Below are 14,414 nucleotides of genomic sequence, written 5' to 3' on the forward strand. Positions count from 1 at the left end.
GGCCATAGTGGGTAGAATCGTAGCAATTGCCAACCAGAAGGGTGGCGTAGGAAAAACAACAACTTGCATTAATTTAGCAGCATCAATGGCGGCAACAAAACGCAAGATATTGGTTGTTGACCTCGATCCTCAAGGTAATGCCACTATGGCGAGCGGTGTCGACAAGTATCAAGTTGAAGCAACAGCTTACGATTTGTTGGTTGAAGACATCCCATTTGATGAGGTGGTTTGCCGGAGTACATCTGGCAATTATGACCTCATCGCCGCGAACGGTGATGTTACTGCGGCAGAAATCAAGCTGATGGAAGTGTTTGCTCGTGAAGTTCGTTTAAAAAATGCACTCGAACCCATTCGCAATAACTATGATTTCATTTTTATTGATTGTCCGCCCTCATTAAACCTTCTTACAATCAACGCGATGGCTGCGGCCGACTCCGTATTGGTTCCTATGCAATGTGAATACTTTGCTTTGGAAGGTTTGACTGCGTTGATGGATACCATCAGTAAACTCGCTGCGGTAGTAAACGAGAATCTTAAGATCGAAGGTCTTCTACGTACTATGTACGATCCTCGTAACCGCTTATCGAACGAAGTATCTGATCAACTCAAAAAACATTTTGGTAGCAAAGTCTACCGAACTGTTATCCCTAGAAATGTGCGTCTGGCAGAAGCGCCTAGTCATGGCAAGCCAGCAATGTACTACGACAAATATTCCGCAGGAGCGAAGGCATATCTTGCTCTTGCAGGCGAAATGTTGCGTCGTGAAGAAGTCCCAGTATAGGTCTAACCAAAGGAATTCGCTCAATGTCTAAGCGCGGTTTAGGAAAGGGGCTAGATGCATTGCTTGCAACTAGCTCTCTGGCTCGTGAAAAACAACAAGTAGCTTCTCATAGTCAAGCGTTATCGGCTGATGGTGAGCTCATCGAACTTGCTGTCGGTTGCTTAAAGCCAGGTGTATATCAACCGCGTAAGGATATTGCGCCGGAAGCGCTAGAAGAGTTAGCGGCATCTATACAATCTCAAGGCATTATCCAACCGATCGTTGTACGCCCTTTAGCGCACGACCAATTTGAGATTATTGCTGGTGAACGTCGTTGGAGAGCGGCTCGTCAAGCTGGTCTTAAACAAGTTCCATGCTTGATCAAGAGAGTAGAAGACAAGGCCGCGATTGCGATGGCATTGATCGAGAACATTCAACGTGAAGATCTGAATGTTATCGAAGAATCACAAGCGCTAGAGCGCTTGCAGAACGAGTTTTCACTGACACATCAGCAGGTCGCCGATGTGATTGGTAAATCCAGAGCTACCGTTAGTAACTTATTACGTCTAAATCAGCTCGAAAATGAAGTAAAAGGTTTAGTTTCCAGTAAACAACTAGAAATGGGGCATGCTAGAGCACTGCTTGCGCTTGAAGGTGTTACCCAGGTTGAGGCAGCGAATACTGCAGCAACCAAAAAAATGACCGTGCGTCAAACTGAGCAACTTGTCAAAAAGTGCTTAAAACCAGACGTTGAAGCGGAATCGAAGCCCGAAGACACTGAGGCCATCGAACTTTCACGAAGACTCACGGAAAAATTGCAAGCAAACGTTTCAGTTACTCGTTCTGTTAGCGGTAAGTCAAAAGTGACAATTACTCTTGATGAGCCTCACAAATTAGAGCAACTTATTGCTAAACTAGAGTACTAAATGAGATAATTGATTTAGGTCAATTATGTAATAAACAAGTAATTTCTTACAAAAGTTGTTGGTTTATATACAGAAATGTAAATGATTGCTGCATTCTTATTGCAATCAATTTGGCTGAACGTATAATTTTCGCCAATTTCTCAGCACGCTTTTAAGCGAGTGGTAAAGTGGGCTTAAAGAGGAACGAATACATGGTAGCGGCGTTAGCAAGACCAGGACGAGTGCTTGCAAAGCAAATGTTATTGATCGAGCTTAGCGCGGTTATATTAGTGGCGATAGGGTTAGGTTTAGCTGTTAATCCTGATTGGGGTTTTGCTGCATTGGTTGGTGGCGGTATTTTTGTCATCGCGAATGTGGTTTTTTGTGTGTGTGCTTTCCTATTTTGTGGAGCTCGCGCAACTAAGTTAGTTGCGGCGTCGTTCTATGCAGGTGAAGCACTAAAGATCCTTATCACAGTTCTACTATTCTCTATTGTCTACATGTATATGCAGGTGGAATTAATTCCCCTCAAACTGACCTATTTACTGGTTCTAGGTATTAATATCTTTGCGCCAGTGCTTTTCATTAACAATAAAAAATAGGATGAGTTATGGCTGCGCCAACAGCATCCGGATACATTGAACACCATTTACAAAACCTTTCTTTAGCTAAGTTTGGTCTTGTAGAGGAGACAAGTTTCTGGAACGTACATATAGACAGTCTGTTTTTTTCGGTGTTGACAGGGATGTTATTCCTTTGGGTTTTTCGCTCAGTCGCTAAGAAAGCAACAGTAGGTGTACCTGGTAAGCTTCAGTGTTTTGTTGAAATGGTAGTGGAATTCGTTGGCGACAACGTTAAAGAAACTTTCCATGGTCGCAACCCTCTGATTGCCCCACTAGCACTGACTATATTCTGCTGGATTATCATTATGAACTTGATGGACTTAGTGCCTATCGATTTCTTACCATATCCTGCAGAGCATTGGCTAGGTATCCCTTACTTGAAAGTGGTTCCTACAGCTGATGTAAATATAACCATGGCAATGGCTTTGGGTGTTTTTGCTCTGATGATCTACTACAGCATCAAAGTGAAAGGCCTAGGCGGATTTGCTAAAGAATTGGCACTGCATCCATTTAATCACCCAATCATGATCCCATTTAACTTGGTACTTGAGGTAATTTCGTTATTAGCGAAGCCACTATCTCTAGGTATGCGTTTATTTGGTAATATGTTTGCGGGTGAGGTGGTGTTTATTCTTATCGCGGCAATGCTACCGTGGTACTTACAATGGGTAGGTGCACTACCTTGGGCTATCTTCCATATCTTAGTTATATTGATTCAAGCGTTTGTTTTCATGATGTTGACAATCGTTTACTTATCAATGGCTCATGAAGATAGTGATCACTAAAAAATTTTTAAGCTTTATTCTAACTATTAATGTTAATCGGAGAACGTAAATGGAAACTGTACTAAGTTTTTCAGCAATCGCTGTTGCTATTATTGTTGGTCTTTGTGCCGTAGGTACTGCAATTGGTTTTGCTATTCTTGGTGGTAAATTCCTAGAAGGCGCTGCGCGTCAACCTGAAATGGCTCCAATGCTACAAGTTAAGATGTTCATCATCGCTGGTCTACTGGATGCTGTTCCAATGATCGGTATCGTAATCGCACTACTATTCACGTTTGCTAACCCATTTGTTGGTCAACTAGCAGGCTAATTAACTCTTTAATAGTTAATTAAATTTTTGTAGTTGATTCTTAACGAGGGGTAGCTGTTGTGAATATGAACGCAACTCTGCTAGGTCAAGCAATTGCTTTTTCACTGTTTGTTTGGTTCTGCATGAAATATGTATGGCCACCAATCATGCAAGCAATTGAAGAACGTCAGAAAAAAATTGCTGACGGTCTTGTAGCCGCTGAACGCGCTGCTAAAGACTTGAACCTGGCACAAGCCAACGCTTCTGAGCAAATGAAAGAAGCAAAGCGCACTGCAACTGAGGTTATTGATCAGGCAAACAAACGTAAAGCTCAAATTATTGATGAAGCACGCGAAGAAGCTCAGGCAGAACGCCAGAAAATCTTAGCGCAAGCTGAAGCAGAAATTGAAGCAGAGCGTACACGTGCCCGTGATGACCTGCGCAAACAAGTCGCAACTCTGGCTATAGCTGGTGCTGAGAAAATCCTTGAGCGTACAATCGATAAAGATGTACACGATGATCTTCTTAACAACATTACTGCAAAACTTTAAAGCAAGGGGCTGTATATGTCTGATTTGACTACAATCGCACGCCCCTATGCTAAAGCAGCGTTTGACTTTGCGGTAGATAAAGGTGAGCTAGACCAATGGGGTCAAATGCTTACTTTTGCTGCCGAAGTGGCACAAAATGATGATGTTCACAATTTATTAAGCGGTTCTATGACTGCTGAAAAATTAGCTGAAATATTCATTGTAATTTGTGGCGAACAATTTGATGAATTCGGCCAGAACTTAATTAAAGTGATGGCAGAGAATGGCCGCTTAATGGCTTTTCCTGATGTTTGTAAAGAGTTCTTTATACTCAAAAAAGAGTATGAGAAAGAGATCGACGTTGAAGTTACTTCAGCTGTTGAACTTTCTGAAGAACAACGCACAAGCATTATCAGCAAATTGGAACTGCGCCTTGCGCGCAAAGTTCAGCTGAATTGCAGTATAGATGAGACTCTACTTAGTGGAGTTATTATTCGAGCCGGAGACCTAGTCATCGATAACTCAGCGCGCAGTCGTTTAGACCGCCTGAGCGATGCATTGCAGTCTTAATGGGGATTGGAGCATGCAACTTAATTCCACTGAAATTAGCGATCTAATTAAACAACGTATTGAATCTTTCGACGTTGTTAGTGAAGCTCGCAATGAAGGTACTATCGTTTCTGTAAGCGATGGCATCCTTAGCATCCACGGCCTAGCGGACGTGATGCAAGGTGAAATGATCGAACTACCGGGTGGCCGTTACGCTCTAGCACTGAACTTGAACCGTGATTCGGTTGGTGCTGTTGTAATGGGCCCGTATGCTGACCTACAGGAAGGCATGAAAGTTACAGGTACTGGTCGTATTCTAGAAGTACCAGTAGGTCCTGAAATGCTTGGTCGTGTTGTAAACACGCTAGGTGAGCCAATTGATGGTAAAGGTCCAATCGAAGCTAAATTGACTTCGCCTGTAGAAATTATCGCACCAGGTGTAATCGACCGTAAATCGGTAGATCAACCTGTTCAAACTGGTTACAAGTCTGTTGACTCAATGATCCCTATCGGTCGTGGTCAACGTGAACTAGTAATCGGTGACCGTCAGACTGGTAAAACAGCAATGGCGATCGATGCGATTATTAACCAAAAAGATTCTGGTATTTTCTCTATCTACGTAGCTATCGGCCAAAAAGCGTCGACTATTGCTAACGTAGTTCGCAAACTAGAAGAGCACGGCGCACTAGCAAACACTGTTGTTGTTGTTGCATCGGCTTCTGAATCTGCAGCGCTGCAATACCTTGCACCGTATGCTGGTTGTGCGATGGGTGAATACTTCCGTGATCGCGGTGAAGATGCACTGATTGTTTATGATGATCTATCTAAGCAAGCTGTCGCTTACCGTCAGATCTCACTACTGCTTAAGCGTCCACCAGGTCGTGAAGCGTTCCCTGGTGATGTTTTCTACCTTCACTCTCGTCTACTAGAGCGTGCTGCTCGTGTAAGCGAACACTACGTAGAAGAATTCACTAAAGGCGAAGTGAAAGGCAAGACGGGTTCTTTAACTGCTCTTCCTATCATCGAAACGCAAGCTGGTGACGTATCTGCATTCGTACCGACGAACGTAATCTCGATTACCGATGGTCAGATCTTCCTACAAACTGAGCTATTCAACGCGGGCGTACGTCCAGCTGTTGACCCTGGTATCTCAGTTTCTCGTGTAGGTGGTTCGGCGCAGACTAAAATCATCAAGAAGCTATCTGGCGGTATCCGTACTGCTCTAGCTCAATACCGTGAACTTGCAGCATTTGCTCAGTTCTCTTCGGATCTTGATGAAGCGACTAAGAAGCAGCTAGACCACGGTCAAAAAGTTACAGAACTGATGAAGCAGAAGCAATACGCTCCTATGTCTGTATTTGACCAAGCTCTAGTAATCTTCGCTGCAGAGCGTGGATACCTTCAAGACGTTGAACTTTCTAAAGTTCTAGACTTTGAAGCTGCTTTATTGTCGTTTGCTCGTGGCCAATATGCCGATCTAGCAACACAGATCGACACAACGGGTGCTTTCAATAAAGAAATCGAAGCTGAGCTGAAGAAGCTTGTTGACGATTTCAAGGCAACCCAGACCTGGTAATTGGTAGGTGGTCTTAGGGCCACCTCATACCATTAACGGAGAGTAACGATGGCCGGCGCAAAAGAGATACGTAATAAAATCGGTAGTGTTAAAAGCACACAGAAGATTACGAAAGCAATGGAAATGGTAGCAGCTTCAAAAATGCGTCGTTCTCAAGACGCAATGGAAGCTACTCGTCCATATGCAGAAACAATGCGTAAAGTGATCGGTCATTTGGCTAATGGTAGCCTCGAGTATAAGCATCCTTATCTTGAGGAACGTGAAGCCAAACGTGTTGGTTACATCATCGTTTCTACAGACCGTGGTCTTTGTGGTGGTTTGAACATTAACTTGTTCAAAAAAGCCATGAACGACATGAAAGATTGGTCTGAGAAAGGTGCTGACGTTGAACTTGCAATTGTAGGTTCAAAAGCGACAGCATTTTTCAACAACAGCGGCGCGAAAGTAGCAGCTCAAGTTTCTGGTCTGGGCGATCGCCCAAGCCTTGAAGACTTGATTGGCTCTGTAAGCGTTATGCTGAAGAAATATGATGAAGGCGAATTGGATCGCCTGTTCGTAGTGTTCAACAAGTTTGAAAACACTATGGTACAAGAACCAACGATCGATCAATTACTTCCTTTGCCTAAATCAGACAGCGAAGACATGAAACGCGATCATGCTTGGGACTACATTTATGAGCCTGAGCCAAAACCACTACTAGATGCACTACTGGTTCGCTACGTCGAATCTCAAGTATATCAAGGTGTGGTCGAGAACCTTGCTTGTGAGCAAGCGGCTCGAATGATTGCTATGAAATCAGCAACAGATAACGCTGGTGACATTATTGATGACTTAGAACTTGTGTACAACAAAGCGCGTCAAGCGGCAATTACACAAGAACTTTCTGAGATCGTTTCAGGCGCAGCTGCGGTTTAAGCTTAGGTAAAACTAAATAGTTAGAGGATTAACGATGGCTACAGGTAAGATCGTACAGATCATCGGTGCGGTAGTCGACGTAGAGTTCCCACAGGGTGAAGTACCTCGTGTATACGACGCTCTGAATGTTAATGAAGTACAAGAACGTCTAGTTCTTGAAGTTCAGCAACAACTTGGCGGTGGCGTAGTTCGCGCAATCGTAATGGGTAGCTCTGATGGTTTACGTCGTGGTTTGACAGTTGAAAATACTGGCGCTCCAATCTCAGTACCAGTAGGTACTAAGACATTGGGTCGTATCATGAATGTCCTAGGTGACGCGATTGATGAGTGTGGCGAGATTGGTGCTGAAGAGCATTACGCCATTCACCGTGAAGCTCCAAGCTACGAAGAGCAGTCTAACGAGACAGCTCTTCTAGAAACTGGTGTTAAAGTAATCGACTTGATTTGTCCATTCGCTAAGGGTGGTAAAATCGGTCTATTCGGTGGTGCTGGTGTAGGTAAGACCGTTAACATGATGGAACTTATCAACAACATCGCACTTCAACACTCAGGCCTATCTGTATTTGCAGGTGTAGGTGAGCGTACTCGTGAAGGTAACGATTTCTACTTTGAGATGCAGGAAGCAGGTGTTGTAAACATCGAAAAACCTGAAGAATCAAAAGTAGCGATGGTTTACGGTCAGATGAACGAGCCACCAGGTAACCGTCTACGTGTTGCCCTGACTGGCCTAACAATGGCAGAGCGCTTCCGTGACGAAGGTCGTGACGTTCTACTGTTCGTTGATAACATCTACCGTTACACACTAGCAGGTACTGAAGTATCAGCACTTCTAGGTCGTATGCCTTCTGCGGTAGGTTACCAACCTACACTGGCTGAAGAAATGGGTGTTCTACAAGAGCGTATCACGTCAACTAAAGCTGGTTCTATCACGTCTGTACAGGCGGTATACGTACCTGCGGATGACTTGACTGACCCGTCTCCAGCAACAACGTTCGCTCACTTGGATGCAACGGTTGTACTTAACCGTAACATCGCATCTATGGGTCTATACCCTGCGATCGACCCGCTAGATTCTACTTCACGTCAACTGGATCCATTGGTAGTTGGACAAGAGCACTACGACATCGCTCGTGGCGTTCAGTCTACTCTTCAGCGCTATAAAGAGCTGAAAGATATCATTGCTATCCTAGGTATGGACGAGCTATCTGAAGAAGATAAGCAAGTTGTATCTCGTGCTCGTAAGATTGAGAAGTTCCTAACTCAGCCTTACCACGTAGCGGAAGTATTTACAGGTGACCCAGGCATTTACGTACCTCTTAAAGAGACTCTACGTGGCTTCCAAGGTCTTCTATCTGGTGAATACGATGACATTCCAGAGCAAGCGTTCATGTACTGTGGTGCAATTGACGAAGCTATCGAGAATGCTAAGAAGCTATAAGGCTAACTAGGAGGCGATATGGCAGCAATAACCTTTCACCTAGACGTTGTAAGTGCAGAGAAACAAATTTTCTCAGGCCTTGTTGAGACGTTTCAGGTGACCGGTAGTGAGGGTGAACTTGGTATTTTCCATGGTCACTGTCCACTGCTGACCGCTATCAAGCCTGGCATGGTGCGTATTGTTAAGCAGCACGGCCACGAAGAAATAATTTATGTTTCTGGTGGTATGGTAGAAGTTCAGCCTGGTACAGCAACTGTACTGGCTGATACAGCTATCCGTGGTGAAGAGCTAGACGCAGCAAAGGCGGAAGAAGCTAAGCGCAAGGCTGTGGAGAATATCCAAAATCAGCATGGCGACATAGACTTCGCACAAGCGGCCGGTGAACTGGCTAAAGCCATTGCTCAGTTACGAGTTATCGAACTGACAAAACAGCGTCGTTAATCTTTTTAAGATTACAGACTCTGAGATAAAGGCGACCTAAGGGTCGCCTTTTTGCATTTTTAGATTCTCAAAAATGCTTCTTTTACGTATCACTACCGGTTAAATGGTTATTGCGATTTAATTTTTTGCCCAAAAACGGTTACAATATCGGCTTAATAAAAATAACGTTGGATAGGTTTACAATGAAGTTTAGCGCGGTAATTCTCGCGGCGGGCAAAGGCACTCGCATGTATTCAAACACACCAAAGGTTCTGCACACACTTGCGGGTAAGCCAATGGTGAAACATGTTATCGATACATGTAATGGTCTAGGCGCTCAAAACATCAACCTGGTTTACGGCCACGGTGGTGATCAGATGAAGGCTACCTTAGCTGAAGAATCTGTAAACTGGGCACTGCAAGCTGAACAGCTCGGCACAGGTCACGCTGTGGATCAAGCATCTGCACATTTCGCTGATGATGAAAAAGTATTGGTGCTCTACGGTGATGTTCCACTAATCTCACCTGAAACCATTGAAAACCTATTAGACGCTCAACCAAACGGTGGCATCGCGCTACTTACTGTCGTGTTAGACAACCCGATGGGCTACGGACGTATTATTCGTCGTAATGGCCCTGTTGTGGCTATCGTTGAACAGAAAGATGCAACGGATGAGCAGAAGCTTATCAAAGAGATCAATACCGGCGTTATGGTGGCGACTGGTGGCGATCTGAAGCGCTGGTTGTCAGGTCTAAGCAACGACAACGCACAGGGTGAATATTACCTGACTGACGTTATCGCTGCGGCTCACGACGAAGGTCGTGCAGTTGAAGCGGTACACCCAGTAAGCCCAATTGAAGTGGAAGGCGTTAACGATCGTTCGCAACTGGCTCGCCTAGAGCGCGCTTACCAAGCTACGCAAGCCGATAAGCTATTGAAGCAAGGCGTGATGCTACGCGACCCTAGCCGCTTTGATCTACGCGGTGATCTGCAGTGCGGTATGGATGTCGAGATCGATACTAACGTTATCATTGAAGGCAGTGTCAGCATTGGTGATAATGTGGTTATTGGTACGGGATGTGTACTGAAAGACTGTGAGATTGACGACAACACCATCGTTCGTCCATACAGCGTTATTGAAGGGGCAACGGTGGGGGAAGACTGTACCGTTGGTCCATTCACTCGCCTACGTCCGGGTGCCGATATGCGTAATAACTCGCACGTCGGTAACTTTGTTGAAGTGAAGAACACTCGCCTTGGCGAAGGCTCTAAAGCCAACCACCTGACTTATCTTGGGGATGCTGAAATTGGTCAGCGCGTAAACGTGGGTGCGGGTGCAATTACTTGTAACTACGATGGGGCGAATAAGTTTAAGACCATTATTGGTGATGACGTGTTTGTTGGTTCAGATAGTCAATTAATAGCGCCTGTTACGATTGGTAATGGTGCGACGGTTGGTGCTGGCTCTACCGTAACACGCGATGTTTCTGAAAATGAGCTAGTTATCAGCCGTGCGAAAGAACGTAAGATTGCTGACTGGCAGCGTCCGACTAAGAAAAAGTAGTCTCTTAATAAATAAGATGATTTAAATGAAAGTCAGTAGTACCGCTACTGGCTTTTTCTTATTTATCTAGATATAAAAAAAGAGCGAGTAATCTCGCTCTTTTTTGTTTTCGTTAACTTAGAAACTAGTCTTGTTTCTCGTCAGCGACTACTCGAGAGTTGTCAGGTGTCGCGAAGTGTTCAGAAAGCTCTTTGTTCGAAACAATATAGCCAACCCACAACGCACCCAAACAGATCACAACGGCAATACCCGTCGCGCTTAGTGCTTGGCTAGCCATTGCCGCGACCAATGCACTTGATAGGCCACTGATACTGATTTGCAGGCTGTTTTGTAGACCAGCAGCTGTTGCTGGGCTTTGTTTAGCGCTTGATAGAGCACGGTTTACTACGATTGGGTAAAGTGCGCCGTTTGCGACAGCAATCAAACAGAAAGGCGCAAGTAGAGGCCAGATTGACGTCAGTTCCCACTGTGATGCGATAAAGATAAGCATCGCCGCTACACTGAACAAACCGATAAGGTTTCTTAGTACAACGCCATCGCCATATTTCTTCACTGCTTGCTTACCGAAGTAACCACCCGCCATGAACGCGATTGTTTGTGGGATAAAGCTCAAACCGATGTCTTTTGCTTCATAACCTAGTTGAGCCATGATCTCTGGCATACCCGTTAGGTAAGCGAAGAACGCTGCAGATGCTGAAGCAAACATTAAGACATTGCCCATGTAAGGCTTTGATTTAAGCAACATCTTGATGTCTGTCTTAATCGATGTCTGTTTTACTTCAGGCGCTTCTTTTGGTTGAGCCATTGTTGTCGCCACTAGCAGTGCACCCATCAAGGTTAATGTGATGAAGATGCTGTGCCAGCCAAAGCTATCCGCCAGTAACACACCTAGCTGAGGTGCTAGTGCAGGAGATAGCGCAACCAAAGGCATGATGGTTGCAAAAATTTGCTGGCTACTGCTTTGTGAGTAACGCTTGATTACCATTGCTTGCCAGATTACCGCTGGAGCACATACACCGATCGCTTGAATGAAGCGTAGTGTCAGTAGGTGCCATACCTCGGTGCTGAATGCTAAGCCGAATGAAGCCGCAGTAAAGATAACAAGACCAACCGCCAACGTATTACGGTGACCATACTTGTCACTCGCTAGGCCCCAAAGAAGCTGACCCATTGCCATACCGCCAAGGAATACCGTTAGAGACAGAGCAATTTGCTCTGGGCCGGTTGCGAAATCAACTTCCATTGCCTTAAATGCAGGAAGGTACATATCGGTCGCAATAAAGCCAAGCATTGAAAGAACTGCAAGGTAGACCAATTGAAATTTAGAAATATTCATAAGATGCCATTAAGCTAAAGGTAGTGATGTTTTTATCATCAAAAAAATTATTTGATATACAGAAGTGAAAGCCCCTGTTTATTTATGCTGACATTCTATTTTTCGAACCTGATAAAATAAAACGCTAAAATATGTGGTTATCAATCAAAAAATTTGAAGGCTTATGTTCTCTAAATCCTCTTTAGAAATGCTCGATACGGTAGCTCGCTTAGGCAGTTTTACTGCGGCGGCAGAACAATTGCACAAAGTACCATCGGCGATCAGCTACGGTGTTAGGCAGGTTGAGCAAGAACTGGATGTTCTACTTTTCAGACGTTTACCAAGAAAAGTAGAGCTGACACCGGCAGGTGAATTGTTCATTGAAGAGGCACGTGCGTTACTGAGACAGATGGAAGAGGTCAGTGCCCAGACTCGCCGAGCAGCGCGTGGCTGGAAGAAAACCTTGCGCCTAACGCTCGATAACGTGGTTAAGCTCGACAAAATGAAGCCGATGATTGAAGAGTTCTACCAAACCTTTGAGTTTGCAGAGCTTCAGATCAACATGGAGGTGTTTAATGGCTCTTGGGAGGCGATTGCACAGGGCAGAGCGGATATTGTGATTGGTGCGACCTCGGCGATTCCGGTCGGCGGCGACTTTGAGGTTAAAGATATGGGACACCTAGATTGGGCGTTTGTGATGTCGCCAAGCCACCCGTGTGTGCGAGAGCAAAACCTCAATGAAGAGTTTGTTAGCCAGTATCCCGCAATATGTTTGGACGATACCTCTAGTGTGCTCCCTAAGCGACACACAGGCCATTACTCAAATCAAAGACGCCTATTGTTACCTAACTGGTATAGCGCCATAGAGTGTCTTAAGAATGGAGTTGGGGTGGGTTATATGCCGAGGCACATTGCCGCGCCAATTATCGAGCAAGGCTTGCTGGTGGAAAAAATACTGCCTGAACCGAGCCCGCAGAGTCATTGTTGTTTGGTCTGGCGAAAAGACGATAACCATAAACTGATCGAATGGATGGTGAAGTACCTAGGATCGAGTGAGCAACTTCACCAAGATTGGTTGGATCATCGCAAGGCGATCTAATGATCTGTTTACAAGAAGATCCTTTTCAAGCTTAAGCTGAATCAGCATCAATAAAAAGAGCGAGTAAAAACTCGCTCTTTTGGGTTTGATAGTTTAATTCTTAAGACAAGAAGAACTTGTAGGAAGGGTTATCGGTTTCATCTTTACACTGATAACCAAGCTCTCGTAAATGTGTTGAGAACTGAGCTAAATCATCATCGCCAAGTTCGAAGCCACACAATACGCGACCATAATCGGCACCGTGGTTACGATAGTTGAACAGGCTGATGTTCCAGTGGGTACCTAAGGTATCAAGGAACTTAATCAAGGCTCCTGGGTATTCAGGAAACTCGAAGCTGTATAGGCGCTCTTTCAATGGTTTTGATGGTTTGCCGCCAATCATATAGCGAATGTGTAGTTTTGCCATCTCATCATCAGAAAGGTCGACGACTGGATATCCGCCCTCACGTAGGTCATTGATGATGTGCTCAAGTTCTTCCTGACCACCTTGCAGACGTACACCAACGAAGATATTCGCTAGGCTTTCGTCGTTGTGGCGGTAGTTAAACTCCGTCACCGCTCGGCCGCCAATAATATTGCAGAACTCTAGGAACGCCCCTTGTCGCTCAGGGATAGTCACCGCAAGCAAACCTTCTCGCTTCTCACCTAACTCACAACGTTCAGACACATAACGCAGACCGTGGAAGTTGGTGTTAGCACCAGACAGTACCGTCGCCAGTTGCTTGCCTTGCAGTTGATTCTGCTCTGCAAACTTCTTCAGACCAGCCAGAGCAAGCGCTCCCGAAGGTTCAGCAATCGCTCGCGTGTCTTCAAAGATGTCTTTCACCGCTGAGCAGATCTCATCGCTAGATACGGCAATGTGTCCATCGATGTACTGCTGACATAGGCGGAATGTCTCTTCACCAATGCGCTTAACCGCAACGCCATCAGCAAACATACTCACTTGATCAAGAACCACTGGCTCACCAGCATCCAGTGCTGCTTTCAAACAAGATGAGTCTTCTGGTTCAACCGCGATAACCTTGATTTCTGGCATCAGCTGCTTTACTAACACAGCAACACCAGCAGCTAAGCCACCGCCACCGACAGGCACAAAGATGTAATCCATGTGACCATTTTGCTGCAGCATCTCCATACCCATGGTGCCTTGACCAGCGATCACCAACGGGTGATCGAATGGAGGAACAAAGGTATAGCCGTGTTCAGCTGAAAGACGTTCAGCCTCTGCTTTAGCTTCATCAAAGTTGCTGCCGTGCAGAACCACGTTACCGCCAAAGCCACGTACCGCATCAACCTTGATGTCTGGTGTGGTTTTCGGCATCACAATCGTGGTTTGAATACCAAGCTTAGAACCGGACAGCGCCATACCTTGAGCATGGTTACCTGCCGATGCTGCAATTACACCTGCGGCTTTCTGTTGCTCTGAAAGGCTTGATACCATGTTATAGGCACCACGTAGCTTGAACGAGTGAACCGGCTGACGGTCTTCACGCTTTAGCTGAACCTGATTACCAATACGAGCACTTAAGCGAGGCATCTCTTGCAGAGGTGTCACGATTGCCGCTTCGTAAACTGGCGCTCTCAAGATCTGACGCAGGTAATCTGCGCCAGTTTGTTTTACGGGACTGACCGTGTCATCACTCATAGA

The 14,414-nt window shown here is 45.3% G+C and carries 15 protein-coding genes; 13 read left to right on the top strand and 2 right to left on the bottom strand.

The window, feature by feature from the left end; genetic code table 11:
- The first annotated feature begins 7 nt into the window (after nt 1-7).
- The 12 genes from ACED46_RS07305 to glmU all read left to right on the top strand — a co-directional run bounded on the left by ACED46_RS07305 (nt 8) and on the right by glmU (nt 10,352).
- Complete coding sequence (locus ACED46_RS07305; protein WP_371721163.1) at nt 8-781, top strand: ParA family protein; 774 nt, start codon at nt 8-10, stop codon at nt 779-781.
- A 23-nt stretch (nt 782-804) separates the two neighbouring features.
- A complete protein-coding gene (locus ACED46_RS07310) occupies nt 805-1,686 on the top strand; it encodes a ParB/RepB/Spo0J family partition protein (RefSeq protein WP_017063024.1) in 882 nt (293 codons plus the stop codon).
- A 191-nt stretch (nt 1,687-1,877) separates the two neighbouring features.
- Complete coding sequence (locus ACED46_RS07315; protein WP_010433210.1) at nt 1,878-2,267, top strand: F0F1 ATP synthase subunit I; 390 nt, start codon at nt 1,878-1,880, stop codon at nt 2,265-2,267.
- 8 nt (nt 2,268-2,275) lie between these two features.
- Nucleotides 2,276-3,073: a F0F1 ATP synthase subunit A gene (gene atpB / locus ACED46_RS07320; RefSeq protein ID WP_009848124.1), complete on the top strand. Its 798-nt coding sequence runs from the start codon at nt 2,276-2,278 to the stop codon at nt 3,071-3,073.
- 49 nt (nt 3,074-3,122) lie between these two features.
- The gene (gene atpE / locus ACED46_RS07325) at nt 3,123-3,380 is read left to right on the top strand and encodes a F0F1 ATP synthase subunit C (protein ID WP_004411110.1); all 258 of its coding nucleotides are present in this window, start codon (nt 3,123-3,125) and stop codon (nt 3,378-3,380) included.
- 59 nt (nt 3,381-3,439) lie between these two features.
- The gene (gene atpF / locus ACED46_RS07330) at nt 3,440-3,910 is read left to right on the top strand and encodes a F0F1 ATP synthase subunit B (protein ID WP_010433231.1); all 471 of its coding nucleotides are present in this window, start codon (nt 3,440-3,442) and stop codon (nt 3,908-3,910) included.
- A 15-nt stretch (nt 3,911-3,925) separates the two neighbouring features.
- Entirely contained in the window at nt 3,926-4,459 is a 534-nt protein-coding gene (gene atpH, locus ACED46_RS07335) for a F0F1 ATP synthase subunit delta (protein WP_371721164.1), read from the top strand.
- A gap of 13 nt (nt 4,460-4,472) precedes the next feature.
- Complete coding sequence (atpA, locus tag ACED46_RS07340) at nt 4,473-6,014, top strand: F0F1 ATP synthase subunit alpha (RefSeq protein ID WP_017063023.1); 1,542 nt, start codon at nt 4,473-4,475, stop codon at nt 6,012-6,014.
- A gap of 48 nt (nt 6,015-6,062) precedes the next feature.
- On the top strand, nt 6,063-6,929 hold the full coding sequence (gene atpG / locus ACED46_RS07345; protein WP_017058793.1) for a F0F1 ATP synthase subunit gamma: 867 nt from the start codon (nt 6,063-6,065) through the stop codon (nt 6,927-6,929).
- A 34-nt stretch (nt 6,930-6,963) separates the two neighbouring features.
- Nucleotides 6,964-8,367, top strand: coding sequence for a F0F1 ATP synthase subunit beta (gene atpD / locus ACED46_RS07350; protein ID WP_017058792.1), 1,404 nt, complete (start codon nt 6,964-6,966; stop codon nt 8,365-8,367).
- Nucleotides 8,368-8,385: 18 nt separating this feature from the next.
- The gene (locus tag ACED46_RS07355; protein ID WP_017058791.1) at nt 8,386-8,808 is read left to right on the top strand and encodes a F0F1 ATP synthase subunit epsilon; all 423 of its coding nucleotides are present in this window, start codon (nt 8,386-8,388) and stop codon (nt 8,806-8,808) included.
- Between the two features lie 182 nt (nt 8,809-8,990).
- Nucleotides 8,991-10,352, top strand: a complete 1,362-nt coding sequence (gene glmU / locus ACED46_RS07360; RefSeq protein WP_017058790.1) for a bifunctional UDP-N-acetylglucosamine diphosphorylase/glucosamine-1-phosphate N-acetyltransferase GlmU — start codon at nt 8,991-8,993, stop codon at nt 10,350-10,352.
- Nucleotides 10,353-10,476: 124 nt separating this feature from the next.
- On the opposite strand, the gene punC is transcribed toward glmU, so the two are convergent.
- Nucleotides 10,477-11,688, bottom strand: coding sequence for a purine nucleoside transporter PunC (punC, locus tag ACED46_RS07365; RefSeq protein ID WP_017063021.1), 1,212 nt, complete (start codon nt 11,686-11,688; stop codon nt 10,477-10,479).
- Nucleotides 11,689-11,851: 163 nt separating this feature from the next.
- Between punC and punR the strand changes: the two genes are divergently transcribed.
- The gene (punR, locus tag ACED46_RS07370) at nt 11,852-12,766 is read left to right on the top strand and encodes a DNA-binding transcriptional activator PunR (protein ID WP_371721165.1); all 915 of its coding nucleotides are present in this window, start codon (nt 11,852-11,854) and stop codon (nt 12,764-12,766) included.
- Between the two features lie 100 nt (nt 12,767-12,866).
- Here the strand turns inward: punR and ilvA are convergent, their stop codons facing one another.
- Nucleotides 12,867-14,411 carry a threonine ammonia-lyase, biosynthetic gene (ilvA, locus tag ACED46_RS07375; RefSeq protein ID WP_261885050.1) on the bottom strand — a complete coding sequence of 515 codons (1,545 nt, stop codon included), beginning with the start codon at nt 14,409-14,411 and terminating at the stop codon, nt 12,867-12,869.
- Nucleotides 14,412-14,414: the final 3 nt, after the last annotated feature.

It is taken from the genome of Vibrio sp. 1S139 (genome assembly GCF_041439475.1).
Lineage (GTDB): Bacteria > Pseudomonadota > Gammaproteobacteria > Enterobacterales > Vibrionaceae > Vibrio > Vibrio crassostreae_C.